Annotated in this window: 20 protein-coding genes; 11 read left to right on the top strand and 9 right to left on the bottom strand. The window is 57.5% G+C overall.

Annotated features, from left to right (window positions below; translation table 11 throughout):
* Nucleotides 1-4: 4 nt before the first annotated feature.
* The 7 genes from AC2FH8_RS07025 to AC2FH8_RS06995 all read right to left on the bottom strand — a co-directional run bounded on the left by AC2FH8_RS07025 (nt 5) and on the right by AC2FH8_RS06995 (nt 5,026).
* Nucleotides 5-1,180: an acetyl-CoA C-acetyltransferase gene (locus tag AC2FH8_RS07025; protein WP_142635424.1), complete on the bottom strand. Its 1,176-nt coding sequence runs from the start codon at nt 1,178-1,180 to the stop codon at nt 5-7.
* 179 nt (nt 1,181-1,359) lie between these two features.
* Nucleotides 1,360-2,193 carry an EAL domain-containing protein gene (locus tag AC2FH8_RS07020; RefSeq protein ID WP_281995236.1) on the bottom strand — a complete coding sequence of 278 codons (834 nt, stop codon included), beginning with the start codon at nt 2,191-2,193 and terminating at the stop codon, nt 1,360-1,362.
* An 85-nt stretch (nt 2,194-2,278) separates the two neighbouring features.
* Nucleotides 2,279-2,467, bottom strand: coding sequence for a hypothetical protein (locus AC2FH8_RS07015; RefSeq protein ID WP_281995235.1), 189 nt, complete (start codon nt 2,465-2,467; stop codon nt 2,279-2,281).
* An 88-nt stretch (nt 2,468-2,555) separates the two neighbouring features.
* Nucleotides 2,556-3,527 carry a sterol desaturase family protein gene (locus AC2FH8_RS07010; RefSeq protein WP_142635430.1) on the bottom strand — a complete coding sequence of 324 codons (972 nt, stop codon included), beginning with the start codon at nt 3,525-3,527 and terminating at the stop codon, nt 2,556-2,558.
* A complete protein-coding gene (locus tag AC2FH8_RS07005; RefSeq protein WP_281995234.1) occupies nt 3,524-3,910 on the bottom strand; it encodes a hypothetical protein in 387 nt (128 codons plus the stop codon). The genes AC2FH8_RS07010 and AC2FH8_RS07005 overlap by 4 nt, the downstream gene beginning before the upstream one ends.
* A 117-nt stretch (nt 3,911-4,027) precedes the next feature.
* A complete protein-coding gene (locus tag AC2FH8_RS07000) occupies nt 4,028-4,393 on the bottom strand; it encodes a hypothetical protein (RefSeq protein WP_496689013.1) in 366 nt (121 codons plus the stop codon).
* A 66-nt stretch (nt 4,394-4,459) separates the two neighbouring features.
* Nucleotides 4,460-5,026 (bottom strand): TlpA disulfide reductase family protein, encoded by a 567-nt coding sequence (locus AC2FH8_RS06995; RefSeq protein ID WP_496689011.1) that lies wholly within the window; start codon nt 5,024-5,026, stop codon nt 4,460-4,462.
* Between the two features lie 21 nt (nt 5,027-5,047).
* Between AC2FH8_RS06995 and argH the strand changes: the two genes are divergently transcribed.
* From argH to AC2FH8_RS06970, 5 genes are all read left to right on the top strand, one after another.
* On the top strand, nt 5,048-6,436 hold the full coding sequence (gene argH, locus AC2FH8_RS06990; protein WP_496689009.1) for an argininosuccinate lyase: 1,389 nt from the start codon (nt 5,048-5,050) through the stop codon (nt 6,434-6,436).
* A complete protein-coding gene (locus AC2FH8_RS06985) occupies nt 6,436-6,618 on the top strand; it encodes an argininosuccinate lyase (RefSeq protein WP_142635440.1) in 183 nt (60 codons plus the stop codon). The genes argH and AC2FH8_RS06985 overlap by 1 nt, the downstream gene beginning before the upstream one ends.
* Before the next feature lie 82 nt (nt 6,619-6,700).
* Nucleotides 6,701-6,856, top strand: a complete 156-nt coding sequence (locus tag AC2FH8_RS06980; protein ID WP_185956656.1) for a hypothetical protein — start codon at nt 6,701-6,703, stop codon at nt 6,854-6,856.
* A gap of 65 nt (nt 6,857-6,921) precedes the next feature.
* The gene (gene lysA, locus AC2FH8_RS06975; protein WP_496689007.1) at nt 6,922-8,187 is read left to right on the top strand and encodes a diaminopimelate decarboxylase; all 1,266 of its coding nucleotides are present in this window, start codon (nt 6,922-6,924) and stop codon (nt 8,185-8,187) included.
* A gap of 37 nt (nt 8,188-8,224) precedes the next feature.
* On the top strand, nt 8,225-10,762 hold the full coding sequence (locus AC2FH8_RS06970; protein WP_496689005.1) for a TIGR02302 family protein: 2,538 nt from the start codon (nt 8,225-8,227) through the stop codon (nt 10,760-10,762).
* Here AC2FH8_RS06970 and AC2FH8_RS06965 read toward each other — a convergent pair whose 3' ends face one another.
* On the bottom strand, nt 10,763-11,497 hold the full coding sequence (locus tag AC2FH8_RS06965) for a zinc-ribbon domain-containing protein (protein WP_496676603.1): 735 nt from the start codon (nt 11,495-11,497) through the stop codon (nt 10,763-10,765). It lies immediately after the preceding gene.
* A 182-nt stretch (nt 11,498-11,679) separates the two neighbouring features.
* Here AC2FH8_RS06965 and AC2FH8_RS06960 point away from each other — a divergent pair, with 182 nt between their 5' ends.
* The 5 genes from AC2FH8_RS06960 (at nt 11,680) to AC2FH8_RS06940 (ending at nt 15,732) form a co-directional block, all read left to right on the top strand.
* Entirely contained in the window at nt 11,680-12,357 is a 678-nt protein-coding gene (locus tag AC2FH8_RS06960; protein WP_142635446.1) for a cell division ATP-binding protein FtsE, read from the top strand.
* The gene (locus tag AC2FH8_RS06955) at nt 12,354-13,256 is read left to right on the top strand and encodes a cell division protein FtsX (RefSeq protein ID WP_281995228.1); all 903 of its coding nucleotides are present in this window, start codon (nt 12,354-12,356) and stop codon (nt 13,254-13,256) included. Before AC2FH8_RS06960 ends, AC2FH8_RS06955 begins: the two co-directional genes overlap by 4 nt.
* Nucleotides 13,256-13,996, top strand: a complete 741-nt coding sequence (locus AC2FH8_RS06950) for a lysophospholipid acyltransferase family protein (RefSeq protein ID WP_496689003.1) — start codon at nt 13,256-13,258, stop codon at nt 13,994-13,996. Before AC2FH8_RS06955 ends, AC2FH8_RS06950 begins: the two co-directional genes overlap by 1 nt.
* Nucleotides 13,983-14,588 (top strand): pyridoxamine 5'-phosphate oxidase family protein, encoded by a 606-nt coding sequence (locus AC2FH8_RS06945; RefSeq protein ID WP_496689001.1) that lies wholly within the window; start codon nt 13,983-13,985, stop codon nt 14,586-14,588. Before AC2FH8_RS06950 ends, AC2FH8_RS06945 begins: the two co-directional genes overlap by 14 nt.
* 91 nt (nt 14,589-14,679) lie before the next feature.
* The gene (locus AC2FH8_RS06940; RefSeq protein WP_496688999.1) at nt 14,680-15,732 is read left to right on the top strand and encodes a sterol desaturase family protein; all 1,053 of its coding nucleotides are present in this window, start codon (nt 14,680-14,682) and stop codon (nt 15,730-15,732) included.
* A gap of 102 nt (nt 15,733-15,834) precedes the next feature.
* On the opposite strand, the gene AC2FH8_RS06935 is transcribed toward AC2FH8_RS06940, so the two are convergent.
* Nucleotides 15,835-16,428: an NAD(P)H-dependent oxidoreductase gene (locus AC2FH8_RS06935; RefSeq protein WP_142635456.1), complete on the bottom strand. Its 594-nt coding sequence runs from the start codon at nt 16,426-16,428 to the stop codon at nt 15,835-15,837.
* A gap of 99 nt (nt 16,429-16,527) precedes the next feature.
* Between AC2FH8_RS06935 and AC2FH8_RS06930 the strand changes: the two genes are divergently transcribed.
* Entirely contained in the window at nt 16,528-17,106 is a 579-nt protein-coding gene (locus AC2FH8_RS06930; RefSeq protein ID WP_142635458.1) for a TetR/AcrR family transcriptional regulator, read from the top strand.
* The last annotated feature ends 8 nt before the right edge of the window (nt 17,107-17,114 follow it).

Raw genomic sequence — 17,114 nt, 5'->3', positions numbered from 1 at the left:
TAGATCAGTCGCGCTCGACACATAGGGCGACGCCCATGCCGCCACCGATGCACAGAGTCGCCAGACCTTTTTTCGCGTCCCGCCGCTTCATTTCGAACAACAGAGTGTTCAGAACGCGGCAGCCCGAGGCGCCGATCGGGTGACCGATGGCAATGGCGCCGCCATTGACGTTCACGATGGACGGGTCCCAGCCCATGTCTTTGTTCACTGCACAAGCTTGTGCTGCAAAGGCTTCGTTGGCTTCGATCAGATCCAGATCGTCAACCGACCAGCCCGCCTTTTCCAGCGCCTTGCGCGAGGCATAGATCGGGCCGACGCCCATAATCGACGGGTCCAGACCAGCGGTAGCATAAGATGCAATCCGCGCCAGAGGCTCAATCCCGCGCTTTTCGGCATTTGCCGCCGACATCAGCAGGGTCGCAGCCGCGCCGTCGTTCAGGCCCGAGGCATTGGCGGCGGTGACCGATCCGTCCTTAGCAAAAGCCGGGCGCAGTTTGGCCATGGCTTCCATGGTTGCGCCGTGGCGGATGTATTCGTCCTTGTCCATCACGATGTCACCCTTGCGGGTCTTGATGGTAAAGGGGGTGATCTCATCGGCGAATTTGCCTGCCTTCTGCGCAGCTTCGGCCTTGTTCTGACTTGCGACGGCGAATTCATCCTGCATATCGCGGCTGATCTGCCACTTTTCAGCAACGTTTTCGGCGGTTTGACCCATGTGATACCCGTTGAACGCATCCCACAGTCCATCGCGGATCATTGTGTCGATATACTTCATGTCGCCCATCTTTTGTCCGGCGCGCAGAGCGGCGGCATGGGGCGACAGGGTCATGTTCTCTTGTCCGCCAGCAGCGACGATATCAGCATCGCCCAGTTGGATATGCTGTGCGCCCAGTGCCACGGCGCGCAGGCCGGATCCGCAGACCTGGTTGATGCCCCAGGCCGCGCTTTCTTGCGGCAGACCGGCGTTGATATGTGCCTGACGCGCCGGGTTCTGACCCTGGGCTGCGGTCAGAACCTGACCCAAAATTGTCTCGCTGACTTCGCCTTTTTCGATTCCGGCGCGTTCTACAACGGCTTCAAGAACGGCTGTGCCCAAATCATGGGCTGCGGTGTTCGCAAACGAACCACCAAAGCTGCCGACGCCTGTACGTGCGGCGGATGCGATAACTACATTGGTCATTATGATCAGTCCTTTACCGTCATGGTCCGGCGGAATGTCTGACGGCGCAGGTCGAGAGGTTCCCCCCGCAACAAGAGCGCCCCGTAATCCCCCGCTCAAGTATCACTGCAATAGCGCAATGCTGCATTTGCAGCAACGGGCAGCTTGTCTCAGGACCCAAGGTCCCTAGTTTTTTGGGGTTAACCCGCCGATTTCTGTTCGTTTTCCGTTTTCCAGGGCGCAGAAACCGTAGGTGCGCCGAACAGAAATCCTTGCAGACAATCGACGCCATTGGCCGCCAAAAACTCAGCATCCGCCTTGGTTTCGACCGATTCGGCCGTGACCAGAATCTCAAATTCTCTTGCAACTGCGATCAGGGCACGAACCAGCGCCTGATTATCCGGGTTTTCACTGATGCCGCGGATGAACTGGCCATCAATCTTGGCGGCATCAAAAAGAAACTCGCGGAAATGGCGGAAGCAGAAATTGCTGGCCCCAAAATCATCCAGCGCAAATGCAACGCCACGTGGTTGCAACCGGTCCATGAAATCGACCACGAGTTCCGGCACGGTCATGGCCGAACTTTCGGAAATTTCAAGGATCAGCCTTTCACCGATACTGGCATCTTTTTTCATGAACCGGTCAAGAACACGCGACCAACGTCCATATCCGATCGACCGTGCGGACATATTGATCGACATGCGGATGTCCGGGGTGCGTGCCAATGTGCGCAGGCCCATTTCAAGCGCGATGCAGTCCAATTCGCGGCCAATCGGGGTGTTTTCAAGCTGAGGCATAAACTCGCGTGCCGGGATGACACGACCGGTTTCGTCCAGCACCCGGATGAAGCCCTCGTAGAAGGCGATACCATGTGGCGCGTTAGCCTGCATGACCGGTTGAAAGGCCAGTTTGCACTGTTTGTGTTTGACAGCATCCGTAGCCATCTGGATCGTTGAGTTGTCGCGCGACAGCACAGCCGCGTTTAACGGGCTGTCTGATCCTTCGGGTAAATCTGCCAGTTTCCTGTCCCGCATGATCGAAATCGCTTCCCTACCGTCGTCGGTCAGGATCCAATTTCAGAGCAAAGATGTGAATCTGCGGTTAATGGAAATGAAAATGTCAGCGGGCTGCGTCCAGAACACGTCCCAGAGATCTCGCGGCACCAATAACTGCACCCGTAAAACCCAGCACCATCATGGCCAGTCCAAACGCGATCAGCGTTGCGGTCCCGGCGGCCAGCGCTGTCAGCATTGCGACAAGCAGGCCTATCAGTCCTAAAACTGTGGAAAATGTTGTCCAACGGGTCATGATAATCTCCGGTCACTCGTAATGCACATCGTTTGGATATGTGCAGGCTAAGCTAATTTTCAACAAAATCAGCACATGACCGGCGGATTCAAGCTTGTTTTGCTTCGGATTTGTGCGTTTCGGTCTCAAAATGCTCAAATCCAGGCGTCCCTCGATCCCTGGGGTTGCGCGAGATATGCTTGGCTTTGATCTGCTCCGAGCTATCCCGGCTGCCGTCATGGCTGTAACCGGGTGGGGCAAAGCAATAGGCCAACCGCTGGCGCAAAGTTAGCCCCGATTGCGTGGCATCCTGCCAGATTCCGACCCATTCGTGAAAAGCGACGCGCAACGGGTTGAAGGTTCCGATATTGTGAACCAACCCATAGTCGACCTTGTCATCGACCTGCTCTGGCACAAAGGTGCCGAACATCTTGTCCCAGATGATGAACACGCCAGCATAGTTGCAATCCAGATAGCGCGCGTTGCGGCCATGATGGGCGCGGTGGTGGCTGGGGGTGTTCATAACCGCCTCGAACCAGCGGGGCATCTTGCCGATGGCCTCGGTGTGAATCCAGAACTGATAGATCAGGTTCAGACCGCCGACAAACAGAACCATTGCCGGATGAAACCCCAGCAGGATCAGCGGCGCGCGCACGACCATCATGAAGGTGAATGTATAAGTCCAGGTCTGACGCAACGCTGTGGTCAGGTTGTAATGCTGAGAGCTATGATGGTTCACATGGCTGGCCCAGACCCAACGGATGCGATGCCCGAACCGATGCACCCAATAGTAACGCAAATCGTCCAGCAAAAAGCACAGGACAATCACCGGGATCGAGGTGCCCAGGTTCAGCGGAGTAATCTGCCACAACCACATAAAGAACCCGTAGGCGATGAAACCGAGCAGAAACCCCGAGGCAATATTGCCCGCGCCCATGATCAGCGAGGTGACCGCATCCCGCGTTTCATAGCGCCCGCCCCGGCCTTTGAAAGCGATCCAGACGAACTCGGCCAGAATTGCGGCAATAAAGAACGGGACTGCCCATTGCACGGCATCGGGAAAGGAAATCTGGTCGGTCATGCGGGCTCCATCAGGTGTCGCCAGTGGGCGCGTTCGATGTCATCGAGGTGGATGCGGGTTGAGGGGGTTCCGAAATCATGAAACTGAACTTCGAATCCGTCCGGATGCTCGATCCAGTCATAATCCTGCAGGTGGCGGGCCACGGTATCCGCGCCGAACGACCACAAAAGGCCCGAACCGGTTGTGGTTCGGATCAGCGCGGAACGTTGGTCATGCGCTACGGTTACATCTGCGATCACGTCATCTGGGAAATGGCGCGACCATTGCGCGCGCGCCAGATCAAGTGTCAGGGCAAACTGCCGCGAACGGCCAGTTAGATGCAGCAGAATAGTAATTCCGCCTATCCCCCCGATGACCAGAACTAACAATATCTCCAGCGGCATGACTTCCTCCTGACCCACAAACTGCAAAGCGGAGGCTTGGCTGTCAAAGGTGGCGTCGCGTAAGCTGAAATTCGACCTGAAGCACCGGTTGGGGATCACGGTACCCGTGCAAAGAGGTCAGTTGGAAATCGTATAGGTCCCCCCGGAATCACCCTTGCCCTTGTTGCGGGTAAAGGTAACCTGGTTCCCTTCTAACGTTACTTTCTGGCAATCCTGCGGGATCTGATTTCCGCCAACAACAAGCGTTCGGCACCAAAACCTTTTGTTCCAGGCCCATGCGCCCGAGAATTTGACCTTGTCGCTGGTTTGCCCGGAAATCTTCCCGTCGGGTGAAATAAGCACCCAGGTGCCGCCATCCACCAGTTTCTTACCGGCGACAGCATTCAGAAAATCTTGTTCTTTCTTGATGTCTTTGGCCTCGGCAACCAATGCCGAGCCCAAAACCAGACAGGCAGCAATGGCCAGAGTGAATACGTTCTTCATAAAGAAAGCCTCCTCGTTACAACGACGGGGAGGCTATCATAAATTCAGGACTTCAGGAAAACGACCTTAGCTTTCTTCCGCGACCAGTGCCGCAATAATCGCCTTGGCACTGTCTGAATTCCACTCGGCATCCCCGATCAGGCGGGCGATTTCATTGCCATCGGGGTCAAGAATGACCGTGATTGGCAGGGCAATGACACCGAACTCACGTGCCACAGCCGAGCCTGGATCTTGATGGCGCGGCAGGTTCTCGATGTTGTTTTCCTCGAAAAACTTCTTGATCCCCGCGGGTGAGTTGCGCCCGGTGGCCAATGTCAGGACTTCGAATTTGTCACCCCCGAATTCCGCCTGCAATTCGGCGATCTGAGGCATTTCCTTGCGGCACGGTGCGCACCATGTGGCCCAAAAGTTCAGCAGAACGTATTTGCCCTGATAGTCGGCAAGCGTTGCGGTGCCACCGTCATCTTCCAACTGAAATTCGACCAAGGTGTGCGGTTTGGGCTCTTTGTGCAGGATCAACCGCTTCAGGGTGCCTTCGCGCAGCGGACCCAGAGTTTCCGCATCTGTGGCCAAAGCCGCGTTTGCACCTAGCGCAAGGGCCATATAAAGGGGGATCAGACGAAATAGGTGCATATCAACTCCGGGTTTTCTTACATGACCGATCAATCTTCGAACCAGATGTGGGGCGGCCGCTTTGCCGCCGGTCCAGACGCGATCATGGAGGCAATCAATGCCTCGATCGGGTTCGATCAGCGGATGGCAGCCCAGGACATTGCAGGCTCGCGCGCCCATGCCGCCATGTTGGCTGCCACGGGCGTTATAACTGATAGTGATGCTGAGGCCATTCGGGAAGGGCTGCTCACCGTATTGTCAGAAATCCAGAACGGCGCGTTTCAGTTCTCGACCGCGCTGGAAGACATCCACATGAACGTCGAGGCGCGCCTGAAAGAGATCATTGGCGAACCTGCAGGCCGTTTGCACACGGGCCGGTCGCGCAATGATCAGGTGGCGACCGATTTCAAATTGTGGGTGCGTGATCAGTTCGATGCCGCCGATGCCGGTCTGCTGGCCCTGATCCACGCGCTTTTGGCGCAGGCTGAGGCTGGCGCTGATTGGGTTATGCCCGGCTTTACCCATCTGCAGGTTGCGCAGCCCGTCACATGGGGCCATCACATGATGGCCTATGTCGAGATGTTTGGCCGCGATCTGTCCCGTGTCCGCGATGCACGTGTTCGGATGAACGAATCCCCCTTGGGTGCCGCCGCCCTGGCTGGAACGTCCTTTCCCATCGATCGTCAGATGACGGCTGAGGCGCTGGGCTTTGACCGCCCTGCCGCCAACTCGCTGGACGCCGTCAGCGACCGTGATTTCGCGCTGGAGTTTCTGTCGACCGCCTCAATCTGCGCTGTACACCTGTCGCGCTTTGCCGAGGAACTGGTGATCTGGTCGTCGGCCCAGTTCCGGTTTGTTACGCTGTCTGATCGGTTCTCGACCGGTTCGTCGATCATGCCACAGAAAAAGAACCCTGATGCCGCCGAACTAATCCGTGCCAAGGTGGGGCGGATCTACGGCGCCAATACAGCGCTGATGATGGTCATGAAGGGATTGCCGCTGGCGTATTCCAAGGACATGCAGGAAGACAAGGAACAGGTCTTTGACGCCGCCGACAACTGGATGCTGGCTCTGGCCGCGATGGAAGGCATGGTCAAGGACATGACGGCCAACCGCGAAAGCCTTGCTGCCGCCGCAGGGTCTGGTTTTTCGACCGCGACCGATCTGGCCGACTGGCTGGTCCGTGTTCCGGGCCTGCCGTTCCGCGACGCGCACCACGTTACCGGATCGCTGGTCGCCATGGCCGAAAGCAAGGGCTGTGACCTGCCGGACCTGACGCTTGCGGATATGCAAACAGTGCATGCGGAGATCACCGATGACGTCTTTTCTGTCCTTACGGTGCAAAATTCGGTAAACTCGCGCCAGTCTTACGGCGGCACGGCACCGGATCAGGTGCGGGCTCAGGTCAAGCGATGGAAGGCGTTGGTGTAATGCGAATTCTGACTGCGGCTCTGTTGATGCTGGCAGGGGTAACCCTGGCCGGATGCGGTGCGGATGGCGAACCGATCCAACCAACGATGAGCGCCAATATCGGCGTCGGCACCAGCGGCGCCTATGTCGGGGGCGGCGTTGGCCTGCAACGCGGCCCCCTGAGCGTTTTTCTCGGGCGGTAGTGTTTCCCGAGTTGCAGTTTCAGCACTCAGTTCCCATTTCAGGCCGATCAATGACGCTCGGCCGTAAACCTTGGAAAAAGAAATGAATATGAAGATTCTAGGCCTGTTCTTTGGCCTCGCCATTCTTGCGGCTTGCGACCCATCCTATAAACCGCGACCCGATCCCGAACCCCAATCCGGCGGATCTGGAATTTCGATATCCGGTTATGGGCGGGTCGGCGTTTCGCATATTGAATGACGCGACACCCCTGTTTGCGTAGAATCCATTGATCCGCCGGGGCATTTTGGTCTAAGCGCGTCTTTATGGATCACTTTCTTTACCGCGACGGCGCGCTTTACGCCGAGGATGTCCCGATCTCCGAAATCGCAGCTGCGGTTGGGACACCCTTTTACGTCTATTCGACGGCGACGCTGCTGCGTCATTTCCAGCTGTTCGATGAGGCGTTGGACGGGACCGACCACCTCGTATGTTATGCGATGAAGGCCGCCAGCAATCAGGCCATCCTGAAGACGCTGGCCGAGGCAGGCGCGGGGATGGACGTTGTTTCGGGTGGGGAATACCTGCGGGCCAAAGCTGCCGGAGTGCCCGGCGATAAGATCGTGTTTTCGGGCGTTGGCAAAACAGCCGAAGAAATTCGCACTGCTCTGACCGGTGGCATTCGTCAGTTCAACGTGGAATCCGAACCCGAGATGGAGGTGATCAACGCCGTTGCGCTTGATTTGGGCGTCGTTGCTCCGATCACCGTTAGGGTAAATCCGGATGTGGACGCCAAGACCCATGCCAAAATCGCCACCGGAAAATCCGAGAATAAATTCGGCATTCCGATCGCCCGTGCGTCAGAAGTCTATGCCCACGCTGCCAGCCTGCCCGGGCTGGAGGTCATTGGCATCGACGTCCATATCGGCTCGCAACTGACCGAGCTGGAGCCTTTTGCATTGGCCTATCAGAAGGTTGCTGAGCTGACTGAGACGCTGCGCAATGAGGGTCACAATATTCGCCGCCTTGATCTGGGTGGGGGGCTGGGCATTCCCTATGCGCGCTCGAACGACGCGCCGCCGCTGCCTTTGGAATACGGTGCGCTGATCAAAGACACTCTGGGTCATCTGGGATGCGAAATCGAAATAGAGCCGGGCCGCCTGATTGCCGGTAATGCTGGTTTGATGGTCAGCAAAGTGATTTATGTGAAATCCGGCGAGGGCCGGGATTTCCTGATCCTCGACGGTGCCATGAACGACCTGATCCGCCCGGCCATGTACGAAGCCTATCACGATATCGTACCGGTGATCGAACCCGTGCCGGGCACGGAACAGCAACCCTATGATATCGTCGGTCCGGTTTGCGAAAGCGGCGATACATTTGCCAAGCAACGGCAGATGCCGCCACTGGGTGCTGGTGATCTGGTCGCCTTTCGCAGCGCAGGGGCCTATGGCGCGGTCATGTCCAGCGAATACAACACGCGGCCCCTGATACCCGAAGTTCTGGTGCACGGAGATCAATTTGCCGTAATTCGTGAACGTCCGAGCTTTGACGAAATCATAAACCGCGATACCATACCCGAGTGGCTCTGACGCAATAGACGCGCGGGCCGCTGAACGGAGGCCCGACTTGACCGCAAGAGAAACCTTGCCGATCCCCAGATTGTCTTTGCTGCTAACGCAGGTGGGGATGCTAAGCGAGCAGGTTTGGCGGTCTTTCTGGCCGTTTTTCTCAATTTCCATGGCGCTGTTGGCCGCGCTGATGCTCGGACTGCAGGACCATGTCGGGGTGGAAACCGTTTGGGTCGCGGGGTCGGCGGCGTTGTTTGGGCTGTTGGTTGCACTGATCCACGGCGCGCGGCGGTTCCGTATCCCGACACGAAACGAAGCGTTGATCCGGATGGATGAGACCCTGCCAGGGCGTCCTATCCAGGCTCTGATGGATGAACAGGCCATCGGCGCGATGGATGCTGATTCTGTGGCCCTGTGGCGGGCTCATCAGGCGCGTATGGCGGAACGTGCCGCACAGGCTGCGCCGGTAAAGCCCGATCTCCGACTGGCCGACCGCGACCCCTATGCTCTGCGGTTCATAGCTTTGCTGGCGCTGGTGATTGCAGTGCTTTTCGGCTCTTTCTGGCGCATAGGATCCGTGACAGAGATGACACCGGGTGCAGCCGTTGCCGGTCAGGGACCAAGTTGGGAAGGCTGGGTCGAGCCGCCACGCTATACCGGCTTGCCAACGCTCTATCTGGCGGATCAATCCGACCCGACACTTTCGGTCCCGCAAGGCAGCCGCATCACATTGCGATTCTACGGCGAGGTCGGTGCGCACAGCTTGACCGAAACCTCGACACCGCTGGGCACGGAAGCGGTCACCGACCCTGAACAGGAATTTGTTGTCGAACGTTCGGGCCAAATGACGATAGACGGGCCTTCCGGGCGCGATTGGGCGTTGGAAGTGATCGCAGATACGTCTCCGCAGATCACCGTGTCGGACGTTGCCAAATCCGAAGCAGGCGGCCAGATGAAACTGCCCTTTGCGGCCAAAGATGATTACGGTGTGATAACAGGCTCTGCCCTGATCGAACTGGATCTGGATGCAATTGATCGCCGCTATGGTCTGATGGCGATTCCAGAACCGCGTGAGGTGATCGAGGTTGAGTTACCGATGCCCATTACAGGCGACCGGGCCGATTTCACCGAGAATCTGATCGAGGATTTCTCACAACATCCCTGGGCGCATCTGCCAGTAAAGATCACTTTGATGGCGCGTGATGCTGCCGATCAGCAAGGGCAGTCTGAACCCTATACAACAGCACTTCCGGCGCGTCGGTTCTTTGATCCGCTGGCGGCTGCGATCGTTGAACAGCGGCGCGATCTGCTGTGGTCACGGGACAACGCGAAACGGGTATCTCAGATTCTGCGGGCGGTATCGTATCTGCCCGAGGACCTGTTCCGCTCGGATACGGCCTATTTACGCCTGCGGGTGACACTTCGGCGGCTTGAGACATTTACCGAATACGGGTTGAAGCCGACGCAGCAGGAAGAAATCGCGGCCTCACTATGGAAGCTGGCCGTATTGATCGAGGACGGTACGCTTGCCGACGCTCTTGAGCGGATGCGCCGGGCGCAGGAGCGCCTGACGGAGGCGATGCAGAACGGGGCAAGCGACGAAGAGATCGCTGAGCTGATGCAAGAGCTGCGCGAGGCCACCCAGGACTACCTGCAACAGTTACAGCGGTTGGCAGAGCAGAACGGTGAAGAAGGTCAGCAGGGGCAAGACGGAGAATCCTTGCAGATGACGCAGGATGATCTGCAACGGATGATGGATCGAATTCAGGATCTGATGGAGCAGGGCCGTATGGCCGAGGCGCAGCAGGCGCTGGAGGAATTCCAGCAGATGATGGAGAACATGCGCGTCACGCAAGGTCAGGGTCAAGGTCAGCAATCCGAAGGCCAACAGGCGATGGAGGGTTTGGCAGAGACATTGCGCGATCAACAGGGGCTGAGCGATCAGGCTTTCCGCGATCTGCAAGAGCAGTTCAATCCCGGTGCGCAGACTGGTGAAAACCAGGGCAATCAGGGCCGCAATGGCGGTCAGGGCCGTGGTCAGAGCCACGAAGGCCAGGGCGGACAGGGGCAGGGTGCGGACCAGGCTGATGAAGGTCAGCAGGGTCAGGGTTCGCTGGCCGATCGTCAACAGGCCCTGCGCGATGAGCTGGGCCGCCAGCAACAAAACCTGCCCGGTGCCGGTACCCCGGAAGGCGAAGCCGCCCGTGATGCGCTTGGGCGCGCTGGCCGCGCCATGAATGAGGCTGAGCAGGCTCTGCGGAATGACGAGCTGGCTGATGCTATCGACAACCAGTCCGAAGCGATGGATGCGCTGCGGGAAGGGATGCGCTCGTTAGGTGAGGCCTTGGCCCAGAACCAGCAGAATCAACCAGGTCAAGGCAGCCAGGAAGGCGATATGCAGGCCAACAACCGCGATCCACTGGGCCGCAACCCTGGGGCAAACGGGTCGATGTCAACCGATGAGAGCCTGCTGCAGGGTGAGGACGTCTATCGCCGTGCCCGCGAGTTGCTGGACGAAATTCGCCGCCGGACCGGTGAATCTGAACGTCCCGAGATTGAATTGGAATATCTCAAGCGCCTGCTTGAACGGTTCTGATCAGTTCTGAGAAGCGCCAGCCTGGGTATCCAGCCAAAGCCGGGCTTGATCCACCAAAGACACATAAGGTTTGAGAACTGCATCCGCCTGAGGAACAGCCTCACTGATTTGCGGAGCATTGCCGTAGATCAGGAACAGGATCACACCAAGTATCAAGATCAGAGCGAACCCACGCAGAAAGCCACCGGATTTGCGGGGCGCAGGCGCTGATACCTCGGGCGCATCTGCAGAGGCGTCGCCGCGGAATCCGGAATTGATCGTCTCGACATCGGGCAGGGTGTCACCTTGCCCGGAATCTTTAGCGGTTTCTGTAGCTGTCAGTTCCTTGACCGCCTGTTCGGGGTCTGGTTCCGGCTCGGAAGGTGGATCAAGAGCAAGATCAGGCTGGCTTTCAAGGCTGCTGCCTTCCTGGGCCCGCAATTCGGCTTCGCGTGCGGCTTCTTCCTTCAGAATATCGGCGACCGAAGGATCCACATTGCTGACCGGCGCACCATCCTTTGGTGGGGTTTCGGGCTCGGGCTCGGTCTGGTCGGCGGTTTCTGGCTCCGCCGGTGGAACAGCCTTATCCTCGGCAGTCGTTTCATCTGCAGGTTGCTCAACGGTTGGATCCGCCGGATGTTTGGCCTGGAACCACGTTTTCTCGCAATTCGAACACTGAACATCGCGGCCTTCCTCTGGAATGACCTCGTCTGGCACCTCGTATTGGGCACTGCAGTTGGGACAAGTAAGACGCATGCTGCCTCCGGGCCGGGGGTTGGCCTGATAATAGTTTTTTTAAGAATGATATTCCGTTAGAACCAAACAGCAAAGCGCGTTTTCGGTTTCGCGGGCCAAGTGTCACCATTTGGACCCGGTACGGGCATTGAAACCTGAACCGCGCTGGGGCAAGAAGAGCGGCACAAAAATTGGGGGCCCCCGTGATCGAGCTGGACCATGTCAGCTACACCTATGGTGGAGGTGAATTGCTGAGCGACGTATCGCTTAAGCTTCAACCGGGGTCGTTTCATTTCCTGACCGGGCCGTCCGGTGCTGGCAAAACAACCCTGTTAAAGCTCTGCTATGGCGCATTGCTGCCCACATCGGGAAGGCTGAGCGTGTTCGATCAGGATATCGCCCGCCTTAACCGCGATCAGATGGCCCTGATGCGCCGCCGGATAGGTGTGGTGCATCAGGATTGCCGGTTTCTGGATCACATGACTTTGGCCGAGAATGTCGCTTTGCCGTTGATGGTATCCGGTAAGGCGGAAATTGCCGAGCAAACAGATCTGTCAGATCTGTTAAACTGGGTCGGGCTGGGTGCGCGTCTTGACGCGCTGCCACCAGAGCTGTCAGGCGGTGAACGCCAGCGTGCGGCGCTGGCCCGTGCGGTGATGCTGTCGCCGGATGTCGTGCTGGCCGATGAGCCGACGGGCAATGTGGATTGGGAAATGTCTCAGCGCCTTTTGCGCCTGCTGGTCGAATTGAACAAGATGGGCAAGACAGTCTTGATTGCGACCCATGATCTTAGCCTGATCCGTGCGGCGAAAAGCCAGGTGCAGGCGCGTGTTTTGCGCATCTCGCAGCGCCAAATTCAACTGGCGGGGGCGGATCTATGAACGTGGAAACCTTCCGCAACCTGTTGAAACGTGATGGTCGTGCCGATCGGGTTGTTCCGCCCACTGGCTATACTGCACATCTCACACTGTTCGTGTCCGGTGCGATGGGCTTTCTTGCGGTGTTCGCGCTGGCTCTGTCATTGGCGTCGGGGCGAGTGGCAGACCGCTGGGCAAGCGAACTTGCCGGCGCTGCCACGGTGCGGATCAATGCCCCGGCCGACCAGATGGCCGCCCAGACTGAAACCGCGCTGACGGTGCTGTCGCAAACACCCGGTGTCGCCTCTGCCCGGGCGTTGACCATCGAGGAGCAGATTGCGCTGTTGTCGCCCTGGTTTGGCCCGGATTTGCCACTGGACACGCTGCCCGTGCCGCAGCTGATCGAAATTGTCGAAGGTGAGCCTGGTCTGGATGCAGCAGGATTGCGCCTGCGTCTTGGGGCCGAGGTGCCCGGAGCCGTACTGGACGACCACTCGCGCTGGCGCGAACCTTTGGTTGATGCGGCCCGCTCGCTCCGGAGGCTTGGCTGGGTCTCAATCCTTCTGATTGGCGGAGCGACCGCCGCCATGATCACATTGGCGGCCAATGCGTCGCTGGCAGCCAACGCGCAGATTATCGAAGTGCTGCGTCTTGTCGGGGCCCGGGATCGATTTATTGCCAATGCGTTTGTTCGCCGCTTCACCTACCGCGCATTTTTTGGTGCGATGGTTGGTGTGCTGTTCGGAATGACAGGTGTGTTGTTGCTGCCCGAGGCATCGTCGGACGAGGGCGGCTTTCTGACGGGCCTGGGCTTTCAGGGGGCAGGGTGGCTGTTGCCAGCCCTCATCCCGGTACTGGGTGCTGCGGTGGCCTTTCTAGCCACATGGACTGCGGCAAACCGCAAATTGAAGGAGCTTTCGTAATGGCCACTCCAATTCAATGGGTCCGCTCACTGGTCTTCATGATCGTGATCTACATGTGGATGCTGGTCCTTGGCCTCGTGTTTGCTCCTTACGCCATGTTTGCAAAGCGCGGAGCGCTGCATGCATGCAAGACCTATGCGTACACAACCATGTGGCTGGCGCGTTGGATGGTTGGTATTCGATGCGAAATTCGCGGGACTGTGCCAGTGGACGAGGTGGTTATCGGGGCCAAACACCAGTCTTTCCTCGATATCATCATGATCTTTAGCGCGATTCCTCATGGCAAGTTCATTATGAAGCGCGAATTGCTGTGGACGCCAGTCATTGGGCTTTACGCAAGCCGCCTAGGGTGCATCCCGGTCAATCGCGGCAAGAAGGGCGCCGCTGTGGCCAAGATGGTCCAGGATGTGGCGAAGGAATTTACAGAACCTGGCCAGTTGGTGATCTATCCGCAAGGCACCCGTGTCGCGCCCGGCGTTCACAAACCGTATAAGGTTGGAACTGCCGTCCTGTACGAAGGCTTGGGAATCCCTTGCGTACCTGTTGCAACAAATGCCGGAGTGTTCTGGCCCCGCAGCGGCGTGATGCGCAAACCCGGCCTTGCGATCGTCGACTTCCTTGATCCGATAGAACCCGGCGTCGAACGTGTGCGCTTTCTGGACCGATTGGAAGATGTGATCGAGACGCGCTCGAACGCTTTGATGACAGAAGTGGGGTTTGATCCTGATGCAGTTCATTGACGATATCGAAACGCTCGAGAGACATTACGGCGCACCGGGCGCCCCATCATTGCGTAAAGTAGCGCACCGGTTGACGCCTCTGTACCGGCAATGGGTCATGGCTTCGCGGCTATGCGTACTCAGTACGGTTGGGCCCGAAGGGGTCGATGGCAGCCCACGTGGCGATGATGGTCCGGTGATTCTGGAACTGGATCCAAAGACATTGGCGATGCCCGACTGGCGCGGAAACAACCGGCTGGACAGCTTGCGCAATATCGTGCGCGATCCGCGTGTGTCCTTGATGTTCATGGTCCCAGGGTCGAACAATGTTGTGCGCGTCAACGGGTCGGCCCGACTGACAGCGGACCAAGACCTTCGAACCCGGTTCGAAAAACAAGGCAGGCTTCCGGCCACCGTGATCGTCATCGACATTAGAGAGGTCTACACTCAATGTGCCCGTGCGCTGATGCGTGCGCGGACTTGGAGCAGCGGGGACGAAGCCGCCATATTGCCGACAATGGGTGAAATCCTGGCCGAAGCGTCAGACGGCGAGGAAGGTGGCACGCAATATGATGAGGCCTGGGGGCAACGCGCCGCAAAAACGATGTGGTAGCCTGTTTACTTATCAAGGTTTGGTCAAAGAATCGTCACACGGGTAAGTAAGTAGATAACCGTGAGGCAAATACAGAATACAGGAGCCGTCAATGGAGCAGCTTAGTTCAGTTTGGGATTCTTTCCTGAACCACGCCCGCTATGTGTTTACGTCTCCTTTGGATCCCACGAACCGGATTTTCTATGTCTATGTCGGCAGTTCTCTGCTGATTGCCTTCGCCATCTATGCCGTGAAGCGCAGAAACGCGTCACATGTAGACGGAGAGAGCAGCTTTCTGGGGTTTCTGTTTCCCCGCAAGGTCTGGGACCACCCTTCGGCATGGCTCGATATCCGCTATTTCTTTTTCCACAAACTGATCGGGCATTTCCTGATATTGGGTCTGCTGGCCGGATCAGCCGCCTTGTCCTATCAATGGGCAAGCGGTGGGCTTGACCCCAATAACTCACCCCGGGCAGAGCCCTTGGTTGGCTGGTTGGGGGCTTTGGCTACCTTCACCTACATGCTCATTCTATTCCTGATTATGGATTTCATCGGCTACGCAGCCCATTACCTGCAGCATAAGGTCCCGCTGTTGTGGCAATTTCACAAAGTTCATCACAGCGCCGAGGTGATGCACCCGTTGTCGAATTTTCGCGAACATCCGATAGACAATATCCTCTACAATGTTGCGATTGGGTTTGGTGCCGGCGCAGTAACCGGGTTTGCGTTTCGACTGTTAGGGTACCAGCCGAACATGCCGGCATTGCTGGGCGTGCCGGTGCTGATGTTCTTGTTCAATGTCGGAGGCTATAATCTGCGACATTCCCATATCTGGTTGCGTTGGCCGGGTGTGTGGTCGAAAGTTTTTCCCTCGCCTGCGCATCACCACGTGCATCACAGTTGCCACCCGGACCATCTGGACAAAAACTTCGCCTTCATGTTTCCGTTCTGGGATGTGTTGTTCGGCACCTACATCATGCCCGAGGATAACAGGGACGTGAAATTCGGCGTGACCGAGAAGGACAAGGGTCACGAGATGGACACCTGCATGAAGCTCTATTTCCTGCCGTTCAGAGATGCGTGGCGTATTCTGAAAAAGAAACGGCGCCCATCGTCTTACCAAGCGCCCGATGCAGATGCCGCCAGTCGCCATTCGGTCAAATAGCGAGCATCTGAGGTGGTTGCCGGCCTGACGTGATCCGCTGATCGCCTGTGTCCGCCAACGCCTTGGCGGTGGTTTCGGCTGGGCATAGTGACGCAAACGCCCTCAAGCCGCGGCGGCTCCGATCTTGGCGATCTTGCTGACCCAGCGGTCCACGTGACCCGGTTTGGGATAACTTGCCCCGGCAAAATAGGTGAACCGGGTCGGCTTGAAGCCAACAAATCCCAATATCTGATCGCGTACCTGGCGGATCAGGGCCTGGCGATAGATCAGGCGCATGAACCAACCCGGCGTATCTGATGTCAGAATGACGCGCGCGGTGCGTCCGCTCAGCATCGGGGCGGGCAATCCAATCTTAGTGGTGTTTCGCGTGTCAAAGGTGCGTCCGGGGATGAACATCCGGTCGATCAGACCTTTGAGTTTTGCGGGCAATCCGCCCCACCACATTGGTGTGGTCAAGACCAGATGCTCGCTCCATTCGAAATCTTGCAATACCTGCTCAAGAACCGGTTCTAGCGGTTTGAAATCGTGATAATTGCCCTGGCCAAAATCAAAGTCGAACTGCATCTCACTCAGATGGACTAGACGTACGTCATGTCCCTTGCCTCGGGCGGCGTCGGCATAAGTTTCAGCAAAGGTCCGCGACAGGCTGCTATCGGCGGGGTGTCCGTCGAGGACGAGTATTTTCTTCGGTTGCATGGGGCTCTCCTGAAAATGACCATGGTCACTTATAGAATCGGAAAATGACCGCGGTCAATAAAAATTTGACCATGGTCAGAAAACATGCGAGCAAACCATATGCAAAAACCACCCCAGAAACGAACTCTCAAAACTCGGGCCCGGCTTTTGGCGGCTGCCGAGGCGCTCATTGAAAACAGCGGATACGAGGCGCTGAGGGTAGAAGAGGTCGTCCAGAGCGCTGGCGTCGCCAAAGGGACGTTCTTCGCGCATTTTCGCGACAAGGATGCCTTGATGGAGCTTCTGATCGCAGATCGGCTGAATGCCTGCCTCGATCAGGCCGAGGCTGGGACAGCGCCCAAATCGGTGAATGATATCATGACCGCCCTGCAGCCGGTTCACAGCTTCATGACATCCGAACGGTATGTCTTTGACTTGTTGATAAGATATTCGGGGGCGACGGCTATCGCCGATATCGGACCAATCGCATATTGCTTTGAGCGCTACTTTCGTGTGGTGATGATGTGGCTTGACGCTGCGGATGTCCGACAGGACATTCCGACCGAGCTGTTGGCCGAAGGTGTTCAGGCCTTTGCCATTCAGGCCATGTCCCTTAAGTTCTGCGCCTTGCACGCCTCGACCGGTTTTACCGACCGGTTGAGGGTCTATCTCGATGCATGGTTGACCCCGGCGACCTAGTCACCGGG

This window comes from Ruegeria sp. CDSC025 (assembly GCF_059610805.1).
Note: the sequence above shows the minus strand (reverse complement) of the source record. Positions and strands in the feature narration are given on the sequence as shown.

Excerpts from the sequence above, each read along its gene's own strand:
- AC2FH8_RS07025 (WP_142635424.1), bottom strand. The coding sequence starts at position 1,180 with ATGACCAATGTAGTTATCGCATCCGCCGCACGTACAGGCGTCGGCAGC.
- AC2FH8_RS07020 (WP_281995236.1), bottom strand. The coding sequence starts at position 2,193 with ATGCGGGACAGGAAACTGGCAGATTTACCCGAAGGATCAGACAGCCCG.
- AC2FH8_RS07015 (WP_281995235.1), bottom strand. The coding sequence starts at position 2,467 with ATGACCCGTTGGACAACATTTTCCACAGTTTTAGGACTGATAGGCCTG.
- AC2FH8_RS07010 (WP_142635430.1), bottom strand. The coding sequence starts at position 3,527 with ATGACCGACCAGATTTCCTTTCCCGATGCCGTGCAATGGGCAGTCCCG.
- AC2FH8_RS07005 (WP_281995234.1), bottom strand. The coding sequence starts at position 3,910 with ATGCCGCTGGAGATATTGTTAGTTCTGGTCATCGGGGGGATAGGCGGA.
- AC2FH8_RS07000 (WP_496689013.1), bottom strand. The coding sequence starts at position 4,393 with ATGAAGAACGTATTCACTCTGGCCATTGCTGCCTGTCTGGTTTTGGGC.
- AC2FH8_RS06995 (WP_496689011.1), bottom strand. The coding sequence starts at position 5,026 with ATGCACCTATTTCGTCTGATCCCCCTTTATATGGCCCTTGCGCTAGGT.
- argH (WP_496689009.1), top strand. The coding sequence starts at position 5,048 with ATGACCGATCAATCTTCGAACCAGATGTGGGGCGGCCGCTTTGCCGCC.
- AC2FH8_RS06985 (WP_142635440.1), top strand. The coding sequence starts at position 6,436 with ATGCGAATTCTGACTGCGGCTCTGTTGATGCTGGCAGGGGTAACCCTG.
- AC2FH8_RS06980 (WP_185956656.1), top strand. The coding sequence starts at position 6,701 with ATGAATATGAAGATTCTAGGCCTGTTCTTTGGCCTCGCCATTCTTGCG.
- lysA (WP_496689007.1), top strand. The coding sequence starts at position 6,922 with ATGGATCACTTTCTTTACCGCGACGGCGCGCTTTACGCCGAGGATGTC.
- AC2FH8_RS06965 (WP_496676603.1), bottom strand. The coding sequence starts at position 11,497 with ATGCGTCTTACTTGTCCCAACTGCAGTGCCCAATACGAGGTGCCAGAC.
- AC2FH8_RS06955 (WP_281995228.1), top strand. The coding sequence starts at position 12,354 with ATGAACGTGGAAACCTTCCGCAACCTGTTGAAACGTGATGGTCGTGCC.
- AC2FH8_RS06950 (WP_496689003.1), top strand. The coding sequence starts at position 13,256 with ATGGCCACTCCAATTCAATGGGTCCGCTCACTGGTCTTCATGATCGTG.
- AC2FH8_RS06945 (WP_496689001.1), top strand. The coding sequence starts at position 13,983 with ATGCAGTTCATTGACGATATCGAAACGCTCGAGAGACATTACGGCGCA.
- AC2FH8_RS06940 (WP_496688999.1), top strand. The coding sequence starts at position 14,680 with ATGGAGCAGCTTAGTTCAGTTTGGGATTCTTTCCTGAACCACGCCCGC.
- AC2FH8_RS06935 (WP_142635456.1), bottom strand. The coding sequence starts at position 16,428 with ATGCAACCGAAGAAAATACTCGTCCTCGACGGACACCCCGCCGATAGC.
- AC2FH8_RS06930 (WP_142635458.1), top strand. The coding sequence starts at position 16,528 with ATGCAAAAACCACCCCAGAAACGAACTCTCAAAACTCGGGCCCGGCTT.